This is a genomic window from Faecalibacterium prausnitzii, assembly GCF_003287405.1.
GTDB lineage: Bacteria > Bacillota > Clostridia > Oscillospirales > Ruminococcaceae > Faecalibacterium > Faecalibacterium intestinale.
In genome coordinates this window covers 68,079-87,578 of the sequence record NZ_PRLD01000003.1, presented here as the reverse complement: position 1 = coordinate 87,578, position 19,500 = coordinate 68,079, and the positions used below count along the sequence as shown (strand labels likewise).

Genomic DNA, 19,500 nt, shown 5'->3' with positions numbered 1-19,500 from the left:
GCCGGGGAACCTCTGTTTCATTTCCCTACAAGACTGGTGGATTGGATGTTTGCATTATATCCCGTTCTACCTAGTTTGTCAATAGGTTAATTCCACTTTTTTCAAGGATGTATTTTTTGCATGATATATCCGCCTGTGCTGCCCGTATTTTTTGCACAGTTTGGCAAAAACGATCTCCTCTGCCGGTGCACTGCAGACGTATCCTACACACAAAAGACCGCGTCTCATCTGCTGGTTCAGACAAGGCGCGGCCTTTTGCGGTATTTGGTTTGGGGTATAGGAGGAATCATGTCCCTGAGAGGGAGCTTGCGGCTTTCCCCCTCCCGGTGATTTTATGATACCCGAAAAATCATACGAAATTATGCTTATTTTATGAATGCGCTGTAAACATTACTCCGGGGCCTTCATGCTTTCCACCATGCTGATGCGCCGGACGTGCCGCCGCATCACAAAGCAGACCACCACGGTAAACACCATGGTCAGCGCCACCGCCAGCAGGTAGCTGCGGGGAGCAATGGTGCGGATGAACATGAGTTGATCCATCTCCACGGTCAACACAATGAACTTGTGCAGCGGCACACCCAGCGCCAGACCCACGCCGGAGCCGATAAGCGCCAACAGCTCGATCTCGCGGAAGATGTAGCGGTACACCTCCTGATCGTAGAAGCCCAGCACCTTGATGGTCGCCAGCTCCTTTTTGCGCTCGCCAAGGTTGACGCTGATCAGGTTATACAGCACCACAGCCGCCAGCGCCGCCGCACAGATGATGATCAGCACCACCACATAGCCCAGACTGACGATGAGGTTATCGAACAGTTCGGTGGTGTCCTCGGTAAAGCTGATGCTGCTGACGTAGTTGCAGTCCAGCAGGTCGGTGCGCAGGGCGTTATACCCGGCAGCATCGGTGCAACTTGTCTGACCGTAGACCGTGTTCCACGGGATCTCCGCCGTGCCCAGCAGGCTTTCCAGCTGTGCGCGGGGGAGGTACAGCCGGGTGAACATATAGTTCTCCGTGATGCCGGTCAGGGTCAGTTCCACCCGGGTGCCCTCGGCGTTTTCCACCCAGAAGGTATCGCCGGTGTGCAGACCCAGATTCTCGGCGGTCTTTTCGGTCAGGATGGCGCTGCCGCTGTCAAAGCTGATGGCCTTGTGTCCCTTGCGGGTGCGGAAGGTAACGTAGCGGGTCAGGTCGCTGTCCTTGGCGGCAGCCACGATACTCACGCTGGCGCTCTCGCCTTCGGCATTGTAGATGGTGGTGGATTTGGTATACACCGCGCCCCAGTTCTGCACAGCGCTGTTGCCGTCCAGCTCCTCTGCCAGCCCCTGCTCCATGGTCAGGGCTTTGGGGTCGCTGAGGGTGATGGACATATCGTTGTGGGTCAGCTCGGTGGACTGCTTTGTGACGATGGGCAGCAGAGAATCCTGAATGCCAAAGCCGATGAGCAGCAGCGCGGTGCAGCCCGCCACGCCCAGCACGGTCATGAAGAACCGCTTTTTATACCGGAACAGGTTGCGGGCGGTGGTCTTTTGGGAGAAGGACATCCGGGACCACAGCGGGGTGATGCGCTCCATCAGGATGCGTTTGCCCGCCACGGGAGCCCGGGGCAGCAGCAGGGCTGCGGTCTTTTCGGCCAGACTGGAACGGCAGGCGTACCATGTGGCAAAGCCGATGACGGCGGCGCTGATGCCCACGCTGGCAGCTGCCATACCCGGGTAGAAGCGCAGGGTGAAGGTGGGCAGGGTGAACACCAGCTGATAGGCGTTCCAGATAATGATGGGAAATACCACAAAGCCCACCACCATGCCGATAATGCTGCCCAGAATGGTGGCCAGCATCGCGTAAAACAAATACTTGCCCGCGATGCTGAAATTGGAGTAGCCCAGCGCCTTTAAGGTGCCCATCTGCAGGCGGTTCTCGTCCACCATGCGGGTCATGGTGGTGGTAGCCACCAGCGCCGCCACAAGGAAAAAGAACACCGGGAACACCCGGGCAATGGCGTCCATGCGGTCGGCGTACTGGGCAAAGGTGACGCAGCTCATGGTGGAGGTGCGGTCCAGCACATACCACTCGCCCTTTTTGATCTGGCTCACCTGCTCCTCGGCATCGTTCAGCTGGGCAAGGCCGTCTGCCAGTTTCTGCTGTGCATCGGCTTTCTGGCTCTCGTACTCGGTGCGGGAAGCTTCCAGCTGGGTCTGCCCGGCGTTATACTCTGCCCAGCCCTCTTCCAGCTGCTTTTGTGCGGCATCGAACTGGGTGTAGGCGCTGGCTGTTCCGGTGGTCAGCTGCAACTGTCCCTGCAAAAGCTGCAATTTCATCTTGCGCAGCGCAGCCTTGGCTTCGGTCACCAGCTGGTCGTTGGAAAGGTTCGGCGAGGAGATGAGCCCCTGCTTGTACATCTGCCGCTTGCCCGCGTCCAGCTGCTGCTGATAGCCCTGCAGCTGGTTATAGATGTTGTCGTAAGCGGCCTGCGCCTTGGCCAGCGCATCCCGCAGTTCAATGTAATCCTCGTCCTCCGGCTCGGCTTCGTCCAGCGCCTTTTCGGCATTGCGCAGGGCGGCTTCCGCGTAGGTCAGCAAGGGGTCGGCCACCTTTTTCAGGTTGACCAGCAGTTCTATCTGCTGTAACTGTTCCTCAAACTCCAACACCTGCGCTTCGCTGCTCACCAGCTGGTCGGCACCGCTCTGCATGGTGTCCGGCAGGGCAGCCTTCTGGGCGGCAAGCTCCTTTTCCCCGGCTTCCAGCTGCGCCTTGGCGGCATCCAGCTGCTGCTGCGCATCTGCCAGCTTTGTCTCGGCTTCGGCAAACTGGCGCTCGGCTTCTGCCTTCTGGCTGTCGTACTCCGCGCGCGCTTCGGTCAGCTTGTCGTTGGCGGTGTCCATCAGCTCTTCCCGCCGGGCGGTGCACTGCACGCTCTGGATAGCCTTGAGCTTTTCCGCTACGGCATCCACTGCGGCCTGATATTCATCCGAATAATTATCATACAGCCCGGCGTTTTCCGCCTTGATATAGCACACCGTATAATAATCTGCGGTCAAAGTGCCCTCCGGCACAAACAGGATGCAGTCCAGCTGGCCATCGCCCACGGTGCTGCTCTCGGAATCGGTGGAAAAATGCAGCGGGTCCTGCACCGTGCCCACCACCGTGAACACCTGCCCGCTGACCCCTTCGGTCTCTTCCGGCAGGGTCAGCTGGGTGCCCAGCTCCACCGGGCTGCCATGACCCATCACGTGCACCACGCACTCCCCGGCAGCTTCCGGCATCCGGCCGGACAGCAGCACCAAGCGGTTCATATTCTCCGGCGTATCGGCCTGCGGGTCGGCAGGCAGCTGATACAGCCGCGCCACCGTGGTCTGCTCGTCCCCTGTCCAGTGTCCTTCCACGTCCTGATACTTTACCGCCTGCACGGCGTCCACGCCGTCCACAGCGGCAATGGCGCTGATATCGCCCTGACTAAGGCCAAGGGTGGACAGCACCCGCAGGTCGAACACATTCTGCTGCACATAGTACTTCTGGGCCGCGGTGCGCATATCGGGAGCAATGCACATCAGGCCGGTAAGCATCATCACCCCCAGCGCCACGATGCCAAACAGGGACACCACCCGGCTGATGCTGCTTTTCATCTCGCGCAGGATATTTTTGCGGTAACTTTTCTGCACAGTTCTCACCACTCGATCTGTTCCACCGGCACCGGGTGCTCGTTGACCTGATTGGACACGATGCGGCCGCTGCGCACCTGAATGATGCGGTCAGCCATACCGGTCAGTGCCGTGTTGTGGGTAATAACGATGACGGTGCGTCCGGTCTTGCGGCAGGTATCCTGCAAAAGACCCAGCACCTGCTTGCCGGTGCGGTAGTCCAGCGCACCGGTGGGCTCGTCGCAGAGCAGCAGCTTTGGGTTTTTGGCCAGTGCGCGGGCAATGGACACCCGCTGCTGCTCGCCGCCGGAAAGCTGCGCCGGGAAGTTGTTCAGCCGCTCGCCCAGCCCCACGCTGCGCAAGGTCTCGGCGGGGTCCAGCGGGTCGCGGCAGATCTCGCTGGCAAGCTCCACGTTTTCCAGCGCGGTCAGGTTCTGCACCAAGTTGTAGAACTGGAACACAAAGCCCACATCGTACCGGCGGTAGGTGGTCAGTTCCCGGGCAGAAAAACGGCTCACGTTGCGGCCGTCCAGCCAGACGTTGCCCTCGTCGCAGCTGTCCATGCCGCCCAGAATGTTCAGCAATGTGGTCTTGCCCGCGCCGGAGGGGCCCACGATGATGCAGAACTCGCCCTTGTCCACATAGAAATTCAGGTGGTCTGCGGCAGCGATCTTCACACTGCCGGTCTGGTAATATTTACAGACATCTTCAAACTCCACAAAATGCTCCATGGCGTTTTTCCTTTCTGTCAGAATGCAAAATATTTCAATTTAAATATAGCATAAATCCACCGGAATTTGCAAAGCCCCCGGCACGAATTTTCAAAAACTTAACACAAGCCGCCGCAAAACATAAAAAGGGACACCGGAGCGTCCGCAGACGTTCCGGTGTCCCGAGATATAAAGCCGCGCGGCGGGCATTGTCAGCTTATTTTGCAGCGTACCAGTTTGCGCTGGGCTGGTACTGACCAGCGTTTACGGCATTGCCCTGATAGTACAGGGTGCCGTCCGCACCGCGGCTGTAACGGGAGAAGAACTCGTTCCAGATGGCAACGCTCTCCTCCTGCAGGTAAACGTGGGGGGTATCCTTGACCACGGTGTACTTCACCAGCGGTGCGTTGCCGCCCATAAAGCTCTTGGTCACAAAAGCGCCGTTGTAGGAGGAGCTTTCTGCAACAGCTGCCTCGTTGGTGGCGTTGTGGGCATTCCAGCCTTGCAGCGCCTTCACTGTGCCGTTATCCTCCACCAGCTCTGCCACGCCTGCCGAGTCGTACTCACCAAGGAAAGCCCATGCCGGCAGCAGAACAGCGGGGTCAAGCTCCGGCAGCGGGGTAAACATATAGCCGACCGGAGCAATAGCAGCAAACCGGCTTGCATAGCGGCAGGCGGTAGCCCAAGTCATCAGGCTGCCGTTGGAGTGACCGGTGGCATACACGCGGGTGGTATCGATGCGGTAATCCTGCTCCATGCGGTCCAGCAAGCTGTTGATGAACTCCAGATCCACGCTGGGGTCGGTATCCTTACCGGCCATTGCGGCAAAGGGACCTGCCAGCCACATGGCGGTGGGAATGTTGCCCATCAGGTCTGCGGGGCGCACCAGACCCTGCGCGAAGACCACGATAAAGCCGTTCTGCTCTGCCACATCGTACCAGCGGGACTCCTCTGCAATGGCATACATGGAGGCGGTATAACCGTGCATCACCAGCACCAGCGGCACCTTTTCGTTGCCAGTATAGGTGGACGGCACATAGACCATCCAGCGGCGCAACTCGCCGTTGACCCACTCCTCGTGAATATCAAAGCCACGCCGAGTAAAGTCCTCTGCCTTTGCCACGCGGCCCGGCAGCTGCAGCGCCATAAAGCGCTTGAACTGACCGGAGAACTTTTCCCAGATGGCTGCCGGGCACTGTGCCTTTTCGGTGACCCACACCTCGGCTGCAGAACCTGCACGGCCGCTGACATAAACACCGTCGCCCTTTGCCACAGCCTGGTTGGCTTTCAGGTAGAACTCCAGCACTGCCTTATTGGTAGAATCAGCATTGGAGCGGACGAGCCAAACGGGGGTATCCACCGTCTTTGCGGCAATGGCTTCCTCCTGCACGCCGCGGGTGGAGTCGCCGGGGAATGGCAGCACATACTGACCGCCCACTGCCTCCAGAGAGACTGCTGGTACCTCGGCTGCATCCACAGCGCAGATGGAACTGAAATCACTTGCCCAGCGAGCACCGAACAGCAGGGCAGCTGCGCCGCCCTCCTTGTAGCCCACCAGTGCAGTGTGGGACTTATCCATAGAGAATGCGCCGGACAGTTTAACGCTCTTCTTGCGCATCAGCTGGTACAGTGCATCCAGCGCTGCTGCATCATCGCGACCGGCAGCGCTCAGGGAAAGGTTCCAGCTGCCGCCGTTTTCGGGACCGAAAAATGCAACTGCGATCTTATTTTTGCACGCTACCGTACGCCACATACGACCGGTGACCGTGCCGGAGAACGCCTTTGCGGTGGTGTCATCCGGGGTCAGCACGATAACTGCCGGCGCCCAAGGATCCATGCCATCGGGCAGGTAATAGGTAGCAGTGCCAACATTCTGACCGCCCACTGTTACCTGCGCATCATGGAACAGGCCCACATTCACGTTCAGGTACGGTTTTTCCGGGTCATAAGCAAAGGTCTTGCCATCGCCCAGACCCATGGCTGCAGTCTTGCGGTCTACTGTAGTGTGCAGATCTCCGTTGGTCTGGTTCAGCTCTGTTGCAGCCAGAGCCGAGGGTGCCATGGCGGCTACAGTAGCGCCCAGCGCGGTAGCGGCGGAAAGCTTCATAAAATCGCGGCGTTTCATATTGTTTTCTCCTTCTTGTTCTTGTAAGTGTCTGCGTACTTTTTTATGCCCAGCTTTGAAGGCCGGACTCGCTTGCTTTTTCTCGGACTTTTTCCTCACAGCAGGTGCCTTTCTGCTTCAATGTTGTACAAATAATACCATTTACATCAAGATTTGTAAATAGTATTTAGTGTTTTTTTGTTACAATTAACATATTAGTATATTATTTTTTGTAAAAAGAGCTGATCAGCGAAAGTTCCCTATAACGCTGCTGTTTCTCATGATACACTTCCTTTTCTCTATGAAAACGCAAAAAGCCCCCGCACGCAGGGTGCAGGGGCTTTGGAAAGGTTTCCTTACTTGCGGTTTGCCAGCAGGTTCTCGATCTTCTTCAGGGGGTCGATGATGCTGGAAACGGACATATCGTGGTTCAGTGCCACCACAAAGTAGGCAGCGTACTTGGAAACATCCACGTCCACATACCAGTCGCGGGTCAGCAGCTCGGGCATACGGTAGGTCAGGTTGGTGCCCACAACGTAGGTCAGGGTGCCGTCTGCCACAGCCTTGTCGAACTTCTCCAGACCGCTGGTGAACAGGGGGAAGGTGGCGTTGGCGATGATGTTGGCAGCGCCGCGCTCCTTCAGGTTGCTGGCGACCTCCAGCATACTCTCGCCGGAAGCAATGATATCGTCCGCGATAAAGACGGTCTTGCCCTCCACGCTCTCGCCCAGATACTCATGAGCAACGATGGGGTTGCGGCCGTTCACCACGCGGGTGTAGTCGCGGCGCTTGTAGAACATACCCAGATTGCAGCCCAGCACGCTGGAGAAGTACATATTGCGGTTCATAGCACCCTCGTCCGGGCTGACCACGGTGAACTTCTCCTTGTCGAAGGACAGGGTGGGATCCTTTTTCAGCAGGCTCTTCAGCACCTGATAGGTGGGCATGGCGTTATCAAAGCTCATCAGGGGCACTGCGTTCTGCACGCGGGGATCGTGTGCGTCAAAGGTGATGATGTTGCGCACGCCCATGGTCTGCAGCTCCTGCAGCGCCACAGCGCAGTCCAGACTCTCGCGCACCACGCGGCGGTGCTGACGGCCGCCGTACAGGCTGGGCATAATAACGGAAACACGGTGTGCCTTACCGGCCACAGCCTGGATCAGGCGCTTCAGGTTTGCAAAGTGGTCGTCCGGGGACATATGGTTCTCGTAGTTGAACAGCTTGTAGGTGACGCTGTAGTTGCCCGGGTCTACCACGATAAAGATATCGTCGCCGCGGACAGACTCCTTGACCAGACCCTTGGCATCACCGCTCTGGAAGCGGGGGCAGTCGCAGGAAATAATGAAGGTGTCTTTTTCAATTCCGGCAGCCTTTGCCCAACGGACAAGGTGCTTGTCGATCAGGCCGGTCAGCTCCTCTGCACCGGGGCAGGCGATCAGCCGCATATCCGCCACACTGGGCTGCTCAAAGAAGGACTTAGGGGAAATTTCAATAGACATAGTCACATAACTCCTTATTGCTGTTTACCATCCGTACCATGCACACAAGCGCGCATATCTGGTTTTATTTTATCACATTTTGTCGATTGTTCCATATCAATTTGTTTCATGTATGGATTTTCTGCGCCTTGCACAGCTGTTTTTCCTTTTCCTTAAAGAGAATGTGAGTTTCTTACAAAAAACCGACCAAATCTTTACCGTTTCGCAAATTTTATCTGATTTTTGAGGAAAAGTAATACTTTTTCATCGCAGCAGCAAACGCCTTGGAGCATCCCCGCGCACCTTATTATAATGTTTATTTTTCCGGTGCACGGAGTGCTTCTGCCAGCCTGTCGCCGATCTCCTGCAGGCATTCCAGCAGCAGCGGGCTGAACTGGCTGCTTTGGGCGGTACAAAGCAGATACACCGCCGCCTTGTGGGGGTAAGGACGCCCGTTTTCGCCGCCGGCCAGTGCATCGTAAGCATCTGCCAGCCCCACCACCTGCGCTTCCAGCGGGATCTGTTCTCCCACCAGCCCGTCAGGATAGCCGGAGCCATCATATCGTTCGTGGTGCCAGCGGCAGATCTGTGCCGCCGTCTGCACAAAAGCCGCTTCCTGCCGGGTACTGTTTTCTTCCAGCATCTGTGCACCCAGCGTTGTATGCTGCCGCAGCAGTGTCTCTTCCTCCGCAGTCGGGGCGGTATTGCATAGCAGCCGGTTTTCCAGCTCTATTTTGCCGATATCGTGCAGCGCCGCCGCCAATGTGATGCGGCGGCGCACAGAGCCCGTAAGCCAGTGCTGCCCGTTTTTCTGCGCCAGCTGTGCCAGCAGCAGTGCGGTAATGATCTGGATACGCCGCACATGGTTCCGGCTCTCGCCGTTGCGCTTTTCCATTACCCGGTTCAGCAGCGCAAGCATGATCCGGCTGTTCTGATCCGCTTCCCGGATCTGTTTTTCCACCGCAGCGCAGAGCCGCCGCTGTTTCGCGTACAGCCGCATGGTATTGCCAATGCGCTGGCACACCACCCGGGCGTCAAAGGGACGGCTGATGTAATCCGACGCGCCCAGATCAAAAGCGCGGCGCATGGCGTCCACCTTGTCCTCACTGGAGATCATGATGACCGGGATATCCTCCAGCATTTTCTGCCGGTCCATCTCCTCCAGCACCGCAAAGCCATCCATTCCTTCCATGTGGATGTCCAGCAGCACAATGGAAATACCGTCTCTGTTTTCCTCCAGCAGGTGCAGACACTCTTCCCCGCTGGTGGCCTCGGCGGTATCAAAGCGTCCGCCCAGTATCTCGGTGAGCATCCTGCGGTTCATGGCAGAATCGTCCACGATCAACACGCTCTGACGGCATTCCTGCCAGTCGTCTGTGTTCAACTGCTCCAGCATTCTGTTGCGTTCGTCTGCCATTTTCCTACCTCCTGCGGGCATTCTTCTGCTGCAAAGCTCCTGTTTTAGCCTGATTATACCCCGCCCTTTTCGGTCTCGTCAACGGAAGCAAAGCAATACCTCGCTCTGTTGTTTATTCAAAATCCTTCGTATTTCGGTTGTTTTATCGCAGTTTTTGCAAAGTCTGTTTTTCTTCCGCGCACAAAACGACACATAAACAGGAGTGTAACGGTTTGTTTTATGCTGCATTTTCCGTAAAAACTCCCTCTTGATTTTACCTGTCAAATCCGGTATAATAAAAACCGCTCACAAAATGATACGCCGGTGTGTCGGAATGGCAGACGAGGGGGACTCAAAATCCCTTGTGCTAATAACACGTGTGGGTTCGACCCCCACCACCGGCATAAAAAGGAAGCCCTCCAGCTTGTCTGGGGGGCTTTCTTTTTATCTGCGGCGTGTGCGGCGCGAACAGCACTGCACACTCTCCCAAAAGAAGCGTCCCGATTTTGTCGGGACGTTTCTTTTTTATATGCGGTGCATCCTGCGTGCGCCGGCAGTTCTGTTCCGCCTTATTCCGCCCTTGCAGGGAGTGTTTTTTGCCGCCCGTATTTATAGCCGCAGTGCCGCCCGGCATTTCCGGAAACGACCGCCTGTTTTGCCGAAAGGTCGTACTATACCCGAGAAAAAAGCATCAAAACCCCGCTCCGACCATTTATTCCACCGTTTCTTACCGATTTTACAATGTTTTTTATGAAAAAGGCTTTACAAATGAATTTCAAAAATATATTATATAATTATAAATTCAGCTTCTTTATGCAAACGTTTTCATATCGGTTCGTATGGGGCAGACAGGCGTGCGCTTTCCGCACCGCTTCTGCCTTACGATAGATCCATTGGAGCCCGCCGGTGCAGCCCTGCTGCACCATGATCAAATACAGAAGGAAGGTTATGCATCATGCCTGAAAAGAAAGTTTCTGCTCCCGCAGCCGATGCTCCGGCTGCCGAGGGCAAGACCCGCAAATCCGCCAAGGCTCCCGCCCGCCGCGGCCGCCCGCCGCTGGCACCCGAGCTGTACGTGGAGATGGGCGGTGAGCAGTACAACATCACCGACATCATCGACCGTGCCAAGGCAGACTACCGCACCACCCACAAGGTCGGCGTGCAGTCCTGCAAGGTGTACGTCAAGCCCGAGGAGGGCGCAGCCTACTACGTTATCAACAAATTCTCTGGCAAACTGGAACTGTAATTTTTTCCACAGGGCCGCAGGCTGTACCGCACTGCTGCCGCGCCCGCCATTCCCACAATAAGGCTCCATAAACAAAAAAGACACCGCACAGCTGTGCGGTGTCTTTTTTTGCATAGGCAGCAGTCACTCAGAACCCCAGCATCCGCCAGAGGGTCTTACGCTCTTCTGCCGGGTCCGGATCCGGGATCTCGAACACATAGCGCTCGGTGGCGTTGATGACGGTGGTGTTGCCGCGGGTGCATACCCGGGGCAGCTTTGCATCATAATTCAGGTGTATGTGCCCGTGGATGAACCACTTCGGCTGGTACTCATCCAAAATCTCGTTGAAGCACTCAAAACCCCTGTGGGCACAGTCGTCCCCATCGTTCAGCCCTTTTGCCGGGGCGTGGGTCAGCAGCAGGTCGATGCCGCCCTTTTTGTGCGCCTGATGCTCCAGCTTGTGCGCACGGCGGCGCATGGCCTTTTCGGTGTACTGGTAGGTGTCCTCTTTATTATAGCGCTGACAGCCCCCCAGCCCCATGATGCGCAGCCCCTTCCATGTGTACACCTGATCGTCCACGCAGATGCAGCCGCCGGGCTCGCCCTCGGTCTGGTAGCTGCCGTCGTGGTTGCCGTGCACATACAGGATAGGTGCAGCGGTAAAGTTTGTGAGATATTCCAGATACTTCTTGGGCAGATCCCCGCAGGAGAGGATCAGGTCGATGCCTTCCAGCCGGGCACGGGTGTCATAGTCCCACAGCGCCTTGGACGGGACATCTGAGATGGCAAGAATTTTCACGTTCGTATGCTCCATTCTGTCTCCGGTCAGGCCGGCTCATTTTTCCAGACCCTTTACGTTGTCCAGTCCGTTGATCGCCAGCACGGTACGGGTCTTGACGTCCAGTTCATCGTAATGGGGCAGCTTGCCGTGTACGCAGGCATCCAGCCAGTCCATCTCCATCAGCTCTTTGGGGCTGTAAATTTTGTTTTCCGGGGAGTGCAGGTTGTCCTCGTTATCATACAGCTTTTCCGGGAAGATGTGCACATTATCCGAGCCCTGCAGCGTTTCCAGCAGATCCAGCAGCTGCCGCGTACCGCTGGGCAGCGATTCCTGATACTCCAGATCCTCTGCGCCGCTGCGCAGACCCCACCAGTAGTTCACCGCGCGGGTTGTGGCTGCATTGTCCCAGCTACCGTCAAAGATAGAGCGCACGATCTCCACATAGAAGGTATCCCACCGCCAGATCGGCAGCCCCAGCGGCTGCAAACTGCCGTCCGGCAGCTTGCGGCACAGGCCATAGTCCCGGTTGGTATCGGCGGGCTCCCGGCTGTCCCGGGCGTAGACCATGTCGATCTCCGGGCAGTCGGCAAAATCCAGCGGGTGGGCTGCATCGGTCTGGCAAGCCCAGCGCAGCCAGATACGGCCCGCCGGGCGCACGCTCTTCAGCCCCTGTGCAAAGGCGTTGATCGCAGCGGGCACGCCGTACACAGGATTTGCCGCCACATAGCCGATATGCCCGGTCTTGGTCATAATACCGGCCAGCATCCCCAGCAGATAGGTCACCTCATAGGTGCGGGGATAGTAGGTGCGCACCAGTGGGTGCGGCGCGTTCAGCGAGCAGTTCAGGATGCGGGTCTTGGGGTGCTGCGCCGCCACCTTCAGGCAGGCGTTGTACATCCGTACGCTGGTGGTGAACACCACGTCTGCATTGTTGTGGGCTATCTCCTCCAGCACCTGCTCCGCGTCCACCTCCGGGTTCACGTCCTCGTAGCTGCTGATATACACCTTGTCCGGGAAAACCTTAGCCAGCGCTTCGCGCCCCTCGTCATGCGCACGCACCCATGCGCTGATCTTGGCGTTGTACTCGTGAAGAAACACCACCCGCAGCTCACTGGGCTGTTTGCTGGGGCTGAAGATATTCAGCTTGGACAAAAGCGGCTCTGCGGGGCTCTTGGGCGGGTCCAGCGAAAGTTCCACACCGTGGGGCTCGGTAAGCACCTTTACCTCGTTCCACAGCTTTTCTAGGTTCTGCCGCACCTGCGCAGGGGTGGCGTCGTAGGTGTCGGAGTAGCGGTACACCGACAGGTACACCAGCAGCGCATCGCCGGTAGTCAGCCCCATGGACGTGCCGCCCAAGGCTTCGAATTGCTGATGGAACATGGTGTAAAAAGCTGCAAAGTTCAGCCGGTCATCCTCCGACCATGTCTCGCCGCTGGCCTTGCACACCAGCGTCTGCAGCTTGCTATAGCCGCCCAGCTTGGAGAAATGCACATAGTTCACCTTGGACAGCTTATAGAAATCCAGAAACTCGTAGTAGATCTTATTCTCCAGCTCGTCGGTGCGGGCGGGGATGAGCCGGGTGACCGTGCCCGGGATCTTGACGGCACCGTAATACTTGAGCACCGAGACCCGCTTGTTGCCCTCCTGCACATAGAACTGGTTCATGTACTCAAAGGCGATGATGGGGGTATGGATGCCCTCTTCCAGATGCGCGTCGCACAGGTTCGACCACTTGACAGCAAACTCGGTATCCGGCTCCAGCAAGGGCATAAAGTCATACGAAAAGGCAGTGTGCCGTCCGCTGGTCTTGGTGCCCACAAGACTGTCCGATGGGATCTCCACCAGCCCCAGCGGCTCCTGCGCCACGATATCCACGCCCTTGAGCACATCGTCCAGAACAGCCAGATAGGGCGACTGGCCGCGGGATATGCGGGCACGATAGGCGCGCTGCCCTGCGCGCAGTGCACTTTTATAATCTTCCAGCATAAGAACTCCTTTTTTCTGTAAGCGAAGCGCGGTGCCGCAGTCCCCCTGCCGCACCGGAACACCCCCAGTATACCACAAAAACAGAAATAAGGCAGTATTTTGGGGCTAAAACTGTTGATTTTCCCGGTAGATTCAGGTACGATAATAACGACATTCAAAACCGACAGGAGTTTACTATCATGCAGACCGTTTCTCTGCCCGTGCTTGAGGCGGGCGAATACGCCGGCGGCGTATGGTATTACGAGCCCCACACCTACCAAAACTACCGTTATGTTCTGGGGCGGGTGGGCAAGCACCCGCTGGTGTGCATCGGCATCAACCCCAGCACCGCCCAGCCCGGCGCGCTGGACCCCACCTTAAAAAGTGTGGAGCGTCTGGCCGCCGCCAACGGCTTTGACAGCTGGATCATGTTCAACGTCTACCCCCAGCGCGCCACCGACCCCAACGATATGGATAAGACCCCCGACCGCGCCCTGTGCGATGAAAACCTGCGCTGGCTGCAGGCCGTGCTGGCGCAGACCGAGCCTACCATGTGGGCGGCATGGGGCACCCTGATCGAAAAGCGGGACTACCTGCCCGGTCTGATGCGGGAGATGGTAGCCCTGACGCGGGAGCGGGAGATCCCGTGGGTCACCTTTGGCAAGCGCAGCAAAAAGGGACACCCGCACCACCCGCTGTACCTGCGCAAGGATTCCACCCCGGAGCCCTTTGATGTGGAAAACTATCTGGACACCTGCTTCTGATGTCCGACCCGACAGGAGGAGAGCTGCTTTGACCGCCGAACAGTATAAGCCCATCTATCACTGGTTCAACACCCACCCGGCTGTAAAGCGGCTGGTCGTTTTTCTGGATCGGTGGCTGCCGCTGGTACCCTTTGTGTGCTATCCGGTGCTGCTGTGCCTGCTGAACGTCCGGCTCTCGCGGCTGTTCCTCACCCAGAAGCAGGCCGCGCTGGACTTTATGGTGCTCATCGCCCGTTCCGTCTTTGTGCCGGGGCTGGTGTTCTGGGGCGGCACGCTGCTGCGCAGCCGGCTGCACTTCCCCCGCCCCTACGAGCAGCCCGGCTTTACCCCGCTGGTGGCAAAGGAGAGCCGTGGGCACTCCATGCCCTCCCGCCACGCGCTGAGCGCCGCCGTGCTGGCGGCGGTGTGGCTGTATTTCTACCCCGCTGCGGGCTGCGTGATGGTGGGCATTGCCCTGCTCATCTGCTGTCTGCGGGTGCTCACCGGGGTACATCATGTACGGGACGTGGTGTGCGGCTTTGTGCTGGGCTTTGTGCTGGGCTTTGCCGGAATGTGGCTGCTGTAAGGCCGTTTTGTGCACGCCGGAGCGTCTGTTTTTGCCCACAGCGCAAAAAAGTTGAAACTTTTTTCAGATTTTCCTTGACAGAATGCGATGGGTATGGTATTATTTCTCTCGCAGCCTGTGCCGACACAGAACTGCCGCCATAATGGAACCCATTGGGATAACAACGTGCGCCCGTAGCTCAGGTGGATAGAGCAACTGCCTTCTAAGCAGTGGGCCGGGGGTTCGAGTCCCTTCGGGCGCATCTATGTGGTGCCCATAGCGTAGTCGGTTAACGCGCCAGATTGTGGATCTGGAGACCGTGGGTTCGAGTCCCACTGGGCACCCCACCAAAAAATCCGCTGTTGCATTGCAACGGCGGATTTTTTTATTTGGTGGGGTGCCCAGTGGGACTCGAACAGGGCGGCGGCGCAATGCGACGCAATCAAAGCCCCAGTGGGGCTTTGATCAGCCCGCGGGTCCCAATCTTCAGGAATGTCTACCGGGGTGACTACTGTCCGCTGTTTTCACGGCGGATTTTTTTATTTGGTGGGGTGCCCAGTGGGACTCGAACAGGGCGGCGCTGACGCGCCAGCGGCAGCGTAAGCAATCAGCCCAGTGGGCTGTTGCTTAGCCCGCGGGTCCCAATCTTCAGGAATGTCTACCGGGGTGACTACTGTCCGCTGTTTTCACAGCGGATTTTTTTATTTGGTGGGGTGTCCAGTGGGCTCAAAATATACCATAAAGGTAAATCTCCCCGGCAAAGTAGCTGCTTTGCCGGGGAGATTTTTATTTTATTGATTCATCTCCTGCAGGATCTTTGCGATCTGGGCGGGGGTGTAGCCCTCCTGCCGCAGGGCAGAGGTGATGGCTACCTCGCTCTTGCCCTGACTGCGCAGCAGCGCTGCCGTGTAGGGCACCCCGGCGCTGACGGTGCTGCGGCTGCCGCCGGAAGCAGAGCCGCTGCTGCCGGTGGCCTTTCCGCCGCTGCCGGAGCTGCCGGACTTTGTGCCCGCAGCCGCCGCCTTACCGGCAGCCTGTGCGGCCTTCTGCTGGGCATTCGCCTGCTTCAGCGCCCACTCGCCCTTGGCGATGTTCAGCTTCTGGCTGGTCACGTTATTGTTGAAGGCCTGCTGCTTCAGCGCGTCCTGATAGGCACGCTCGCTGGCGGTGTTGTCGTACTGCTGCTGGGTCAGTGCGTCCTGACGCTGCTTCTCCTGCATCTGCTGGCTCCACTGGGTGTCGGCGCGCTCGGCCTCGTAGGCGCGGTTGCCGGAGTAGATGTTGTACCCGGTGTTCAGCAGACTGCCCGCTAAGCTGCCCAGGCCGGTGGTGCCGCTGATGGCCAGTTGCACCACATCCCCGATGACGCCCAGCACGGTCATAACATTATTAAAAGCCTGCTGACGCTGGCTGATCTGCGCCTGCTCCTGCGCGGTGTAGTAGCCGTGCAGGGTGTCCAGCCGGTTCAGGTGCTCCTGATACTGACCGTAGTCCTTGGCGTAGGCGTCGTTGTAGGCATCGCCCTTCTGCTGCAATTGGGTGTAGTAGTCCTGCAGCTGCCGGTCATATAAGCTCTGGGCGTTCTGTTCCTGTCCGTTCAGCTGCTCCAGCCGGGTCACCAGCTCCTCGCCGCCGCTCTGGTAGGTATCCAGCGCCAGACTGTACAAGGTGGGGATGGCGCTTGCCAGCCCGCCGATCTGCTGCTGATAGGCCTGCTGCGCCGCACTGGTGGCATAGCTGGAACCATAGCCGCCGGTCAGAGCAGCCGCCTGCGCCGCCGCGTCCGCGCTGGCATTGTGGGCGTTCAGGGTATACAGCTGCTCATACTGGCGGTAGAGCGGGTCACGGGTGTAGCTGTACTGAAAATTCTCCCGTTCCAGCAGCTGCCCCAGCAGCTCGTTGATTCTGTCCTGATAGCCGCTCTGGTAGTCTGCGGGGCGGTTCTGCTGCCACTGCTTCAGGGCGTTGGCTGCATCGGTCACCTGCTGGCTGGGGCGGTAGCTGGCGTTTGCCATAGCCTTTTCCACTTCGGCGCGGCTGTCCAGCCCCTCGGTGCTGTAAGTGGACTGCGCAGCAGGCTGTGCCTGCGTTTGCACGTCCGGCTGCAGCAGTTCCTCCTTCTTTTTGGATGCCATAAAATTCTCCTTTCGTACTTATAATCCCTGCAGCTTGCTGCGCAGGGTGTCGGACATATTTTCCGTATCCAGATTGGTCAGTACATACTGCAGCTGCTCCTGCATCTGGTACAGATAGCTGCGCAGTGCCCGGGCATCCTCCGGGTCCATGTTATCACTGAGCTTGGGCAGACCCAGCTTGCTCAGGCCGTTCATGCTTGCCATGAGGTATCCTCCTCCCATAATTTTCCCTTTGCCGGGGCGATGGTGCGCACAAGACTGCGCAGGGTGATCTGTCCTTTGCCACGAAGCCGCAGCCGCAGCGACCCGCACCGCCGGGGCACAAAAGGCAGGTCATAGCTGCGGCGGCGGCCTTGGGCGGCAAGGGTGGCCACCGTCTCCCACGCGCCGCCGTCATAGCTTACTGCCACCTCCACCGTGCTGGTGCGTTCGGCGTCCAGACGCAAGGTCAGCCGGGAGAGGTACCGCTGCTCGGTGCCGTCCAGTCCCACATCGCCTGTGACCAGTTCAAAGGGGATGTCCGTCTCCACGCTATCGGTGCTCTGCCAGTCCGGCTCGCGGGTGGGGTCTGCTGCCCACAGCGCCTGCCCGTCCCACAGATAAAGCTGCCCGCCGGTGCTGGTCATATCGCAGGAGCAGACGTCCTCCTCGCTCCACAGCCCTTTCTCGGTATCGTAGACCAGCAGACGCGCGCTCTCCCGGGAGATGTGCAGATAGTACCGGCCATCCAGCGCACCGCCCACGGCGCTTTGCACGTTGGCAAGCTTTGCGGCGTCCAGCGCACCGGACACCTTGGTGGGCAGACTGCCGTCCCACGCCATGACCCCGTCCGGCGAGAGATAATACAGCGTCTCGTTCAGCACGCACAGGCTGCGGGCGGCGTTTTTTGCCACGCCCCGGCAGCGCAGGCTGGAAAGCTGAAAATCCGAAGGCTTGGAGCCGTACAGCTTGTGCAGGGTATTCTCTTTAAAAAACAGCGCATAGCCCATGCAGGAAGCCGCCCCGGTAAAGGCGCCGTCGCTGCCCACAGTGACGGCGTAGCTGTCTGCAGCGATGCCCCGGTAGCTGAACCAGTTGGTGGGGTCGCCCAGCTTGCAGCCGTAGATAACGTTCTCCCTGCTGTTGCAGCCCCACACCCGGTTGTCGCACTCGGTCACAAAATCCAGTTCCGGCACCCGGCGCTCCATGGATACCGTCTGTGCGGCATCCACACTGCGGTGCTGCTTGCCGTCCATACTCTGCCACTGCGCGGCGGCGGCGTTCTGCACCAGTGTGCCGTAAAAATACTCGCCCTGCGGGGTGCAGCGCACCCGCAGCCAGTCCTCGCCCATGTCATACACGATCTGATCTCCGTTCAGCTCCGGGCTCTGCCCCGCAGTCTCGGCGGCTGCGCCCTGCACGGTCACGGTGTCCCACTGCCGGAACAGCTTGCCCAGCCCTGCCGCCGTGATGCGGCAGTATTCCAGCGGGATGGCCGCCCAGCTGCCGGAGTTTTTGCTGTACATTTCCAGCGTGCTGTCGTACCGCCACGGATGGTCGGCATCCTCCACCCTTAAAAACAGCTGTCCGTCTGCCGGATCGGCGGGCTCGTCCGGGCCAAAGGCTTCCACCTGATAGGTCTTGCCTGCGGCATCGCAGGGGGCAAAGGTCACGCTTTTGTCCGCCGCCGTCCACAGCGCCCCCAGTGCGGTCACGCTGCCGTCTGCCGTATCAAAAGCCAGCTTATCCGGGAAGATCAGGATCTTTGTGCCGATGCCCACCAGCGCCTTGCGGCCATCGGTCACGGCGTCCGCCTTCGTCACCGCCGGGGCTGCGGCATCGTCCGGGGTATAGGTGATATCCCGCCCGCAGACCGTCAGCAGACCGTTCAGGTGGTACATCCCGTTCAGCCCGGTCAGCGCCCGCAGTTTGCGGCGCGGGGTGCGGGTGCTCAGGGCTGGGAAATCCCGGGCAGAAAAGTTTACTCCGGCGCTGTACTCTGCTTCCGAGCAGCCGTAGGTCTCGTTCAGGCCGCCAAAGGCCCGCAGCAGCTGCCGGGTGTTGCCAAGCCGCATTCTGTCTGCCAGTACCATCGCCTCACCTCCTTACCAGCGCCACTGCGCCCGGCTGCGGGGCGGGTAGTTCTGCCGCAGCCAGACCGCCAGTTCCGCATACAGGGCGTTGTACTGTGCCTGCTCTCCGGCGTAGCGGTCGGTCTCGCCTAAGGCGGCGTCCATCTGCGCACACAACAGGTGCGGGTACAGCGCATCAAAGGGCGGCGGCGCCAGCAGCGGCTGGTCGTCCTGCACCGGCTGCTCCCACGGACGGTCTGCACCCACCGCGTCAAACGCCCCGGCGGCGCTGCGGTCAAACAGCTTTGTGCGCAGCAGGGCGTCCGTCTCCCGCAGCCATTGCAGCCGGGTCTCGGTTTCAATGCGGCAGTTCGGGCGCAGCTGCTCGGCACGCTCCAAAGCTTCTCCTACTGTCATCTTCATCACATCCTTTTTATAAAAAGCCCGGCCGGGGGCATTTCTCCCAGCCGGGCAGCGTTGATTTTACAGATTTTACTGTGCTGCGTTCTCCGCAGCGGCAATGCGGGCAGCGGTCAGCTCGTCCTGACGCTGGCTGTGTTCCAGCACCTCGGCCACAGCGGGCGGCACCTCCACCTCCACGCCCCGGCGGATCTTGTAATTCACACCGTTGACGCTGACGAACAGATCGCCCTTGTAGCGGCTGTTGTCCTTGAACAGCCGGATGCGCACGTTCTTTTCAGCCATGGGCAC

Annotated in this window: 15 protein-coding genes and 3 tRNA genes; 6 read left to right on the top strand and 12 right to left on the bottom strand. The window is 58.8% G+C overall.

All coding sequences use genetic code 11. The features are described 5' to 3' along the window. Positions 1–390 precede the first annotated feature (390 nt). The 5 genes from C4N24_RS04075 to C4N24_RS04055 all read right to left on the bottom strand — a co-directional run bounded on the left by C4N24_RS04075 (position 391) and on the right by C4N24_RS04055 (position 9,345). A complete protein-coding gene (locus tag C4N24_RS04075; RefSeq protein ID WP_112090422.1) occupies positions 391–3,669 on the bottom strand; it encodes an ABC transporter permease in 3,279 nt (1,092 codons plus the stop codon). Beyond that, a complete protein-coding gene (locus C4N24_RS04070; protein WP_112090421.1) occupies positions 3,663–4,367 on the bottom strand; it encodes an ABC transporter ATP-binding protein in 705 nt (234 codons plus the stop codon). The genes C4N24_RS04075 and C4N24_RS04070 overlap by 7 nt, the downstream gene beginning before the upstream one ends. A 196-nt stretch (positions 4,368–4,563) precedes the next feature. Further along, positions 4,564–6,471: an alpha/beta hydrolase family esterase gene (locus tag C4N24_RS04065; protein WP_112090420.1), complete on the bottom strand. Its 1,908-nt coding sequence runs from the start codon at positions 6,469–6,471 to the stop codon at positions 4,564–4,566. A gap of 335 nt (positions 6,472–6,806) precedes the next feature. Continuing rightward, entirely contained in the window at positions 6,807–7,949 is a 1,143-nt protein-coding gene (locus C4N24_RS04060) for a ribose-phosphate pyrophosphokinase (protein WP_097782688.1), read from the bottom strand. 295 nt (positions 7,950–8,244) lie between these two features. Then, positions 8,245–9,345, bottom strand: coding sequence for a response regulator (locus C4N24_RS04055; RefSeq protein WP_181573048.1), 1,101 nt, complete (start codon positions 9,343–9,345; stop codon positions 8,245–8,247). A 299-nt stretch (positions 9,346–9,644) separates the two neighbouring features. On the opposite strand from C4N24_RS04055, the gene C4N24_RS04050 reads away from it, so the two are divergent. Further along, positions 9,645–9,728, top strand: a tRNA-Leu gene (locus tag C4N24_RS04050). 551 nt (positions 9,729–10,279) lie between these two features. Beyond that, a complete protein-coding gene (locus tag C4N24_RS04045) occupies positions 10,280–10,570 on the top strand; it encodes a DUF6465 family protein (RefSeq protein WP_112090418.1) in 291 nt (96 codons plus the stop codon). Between the two features lie 127 nt (positions 10,571–10,697). Here C4N24_RS04045 and C4N24_RS04040 read toward each other — a convergent pair whose 3' ends face one another. Continuing rightward, entirely contained in the window at positions 10,698–11,363 is a 666-nt protein-coding gene (locus tag C4N24_RS04040) for a metallophosphoesterase family protein (protein WP_112090417.1), read from the bottom strand. 21 nt (positions 11,364–11,384) lie between these two features. Beyond that, positions 11,385–13,316 (bottom strand): BMP family ABC transporter substrate-binding protein, encoded by a 1,932-nt coding sequence (locus tag C4N24_RS04035; protein ID WP_112090416.1) that lies wholly within the window; start codon positions 13,314–13,316, stop codon positions 11,385–11,387. A gap of 179 nt (positions 13,317–13,495) precedes the next feature. On the opposite strand from C4N24_RS04035, the gene C4N24_RS04030 reads away from it, so the two are divergent. From C4N24_RS04030 to C4N24_RS04015, 4 genes are all read left to right on the top strand, one after another. Then, on the top strand, positions 13,496–14,059 hold the full coding sequence (locus C4N24_RS04030; protein ID WP_112090415.1) for a DUF1643 domain-containing protein: 564 nt from the start codon (positions 13,496–13,498) through the stop codon (positions 14,057–14,059). Between the two features lie 28 nt (positions 14,060–14,087). Next, complete coding sequence (locus C4N24_RS04025; RefSeq protein ID WP_112090414.1) at positions 14,088–14,624, top strand: phosphatase PAP2 family protein; 537 nt, start codon at positions 14,088–14,090, stop codon at positions 14,622–14,624. 167 nt (positions 14,625–14,791) lie between these two features. Further along, positions 14,792–14,865 (top strand) — tRNA-Arg (locus tag C4N24_RS04020). 8 nt (positions 14,866–14,873) lie between these two features. Beyond that, positions 14,874–14,950: transfer RNA gene (locus tag C4N24_RS04015), tRNA-His, on the top strand. Positions 14,951–15,394: 444 nt separating this feature from the next. Here C4N24_RS04015 and C4N24_RS04010 read toward each other — a convergent pair. The 5 genes from C4N24_RS04010 to C4N24_RS03990 form a co-directional block, all read right to left on the bottom strand. Beyond that, positions 15,395–16,738 carry a cell envelope biogenesis protein TolA gene (locus C4N24_RS04010; RefSeq protein ID WP_112090413.1) on the bottom strand — a complete coding sequence of 448 codons (1,344 nt, stop codon included), beginning with the start codon at positions 16,736–16,738 and terminating at the stop codon, positions 15,395–15,397. A gap of 18 nt (positions 16,739–16,756) precedes the next feature. After that, complete coding sequence (locus C4N24_RS04005; RefSeq protein ID WP_112090412.1) at positions 16,757–16,942, bottom strand: hypothetical protein; 186 nt, start codon at positions 16,940–16,942, stop codon at positions 16,757–16,759. Continuing rightward, on the bottom strand, positions 16,930–18,810 hold the full coding sequence (locus tag C4N24_RS04000; RefSeq protein WP_112090411.1) for a hypothetical protein: 1,881 nt from the start codon (positions 18,808–18,810) through the stop codon (positions 16,930–16,932). The genes C4N24_RS04005 and C4N24_RS04000 overlap by 13 nt, the downstream gene beginning before the upstream one ends. A gap of 12 nt (positions 18,811–18,822) precedes the next feature. Then, positions 18,823–19,206, bottom strand: coding sequence for a hypothetical protein (locus C4N24_RS03995; protein WP_112090410.1), 384 nt, complete (start codon positions 19,204–19,206; stop codon positions 18,823–18,825). 75 nt (positions 19,207–19,281) lie between these two features. Continuing rightward, positions 19,282–19,494: a hypothetical protein gene (locus C4N24_RS03990; RefSeq protein ID WP_005927203.1), complete on the bottom strand. Its 213-nt coding sequence runs from the start codon at positions 19,492–19,494 to the stop codon at positions 19,282–19,284. Positions 19,495–19,500: the final 6 nt, after the last annotated feature.

Excerpts from the sequence above, each read along its gene's own strand:
- C4N24_RS04070 (WP_112090421.1), bottom strand. The coding sequence starts at position 4,367 with ATGGAGCATTTTGTGGAGTTTGAAGATGTCTGTAAATATTACCAGACC.
- C4N24_RS04065 (WP_112090420.1), bottom strand. The coding sequence starts at position 6,471 with ATGAAACGCCGCGATTTTATGAAGCTTTCCGCCGCTACCGCGCTGGGC.
- C4N24_RS04060 (WP_097782688.1), bottom strand. The coding sequence starts at position 7,949 with ATGTCTATTGAAATTTCCCCTAAGTCCTTCTTTGAGCAGCCCAGTGTG.
- C4N24_RS04055 (WP_181573048.1), bottom strand. The coding sequence starts at position 9,345 with ATGGCAGACGAACGCAACAGAATGCTGGAGCAGTTGAACACAGACGAC.
- C4N24_RS04045 (WP_112090418.1), top strand. The coding sequence starts at position 10,280 with ATGCCTGAAAAGAAAGTTTCTGCTCCCGCAGCCGATGCTCCGGCTGCC.
- C4N24_RS04040 (WP_112090417.1), bottom strand. The coding sequence starts at position 11,363 with ATGGAGCATACGAACGTGAAAATTCTTGCCATCTCAGATGTCCCGTCC.
- C4N24_RS04035 (WP_112090416.1), bottom strand. The coding sequence starts at position 13,316 with ATGCTGGAAGATTATAAAAGTGCACTGCGCGCAGGGCAGCGCGCCTAT.
- C4N24_RS04030 (WP_112090415.1), top strand. The coding sequence starts at position 13,496 with ATGCAGACCGTTTCTCTGCCCGTGCTTGAGGCGGGCGAATACGCCGGC.
- C4N24_RS04010 (WP_112090413.1), bottom strand. The coding sequence starts at position 16,738 with ATGGCATCCAAAAAGAAGGAGGAACTGCTGCAGCCGGACGTGCAAACG.
- C4N24_RS04005 (WP_112090412.1), bottom strand. The coding sequence starts at position 16,942 with ATGGCAAGCATGAACGGCCTGAGCAAGCTGGGTCTGCCCAAGCTCAGT.
- C4N24_RS04000 (WP_112090411.1), bottom strand. The coding sequence starts at position 18,810 with ATGGTACTGGCAGACAGAATGCGGCTTGGCAACACCCGGCAGCTGCTG.
- C4N24_RS03995 (WP_112090410.1), bottom strand. The coding sequence starts at position 19,206 with ATGACAGTAGGAGAAGCTTTGGAGCGTGCCGAGCAGCTGCGCCCGAAC.
- C4N24_RS03990 (WP_005927203.1), bottom strand. The coding sequence starts at position 19,494 with ATGGCTGAAAAGAACGTGCGCATCCGGCTGTTCAAGGACAACAGCCGC.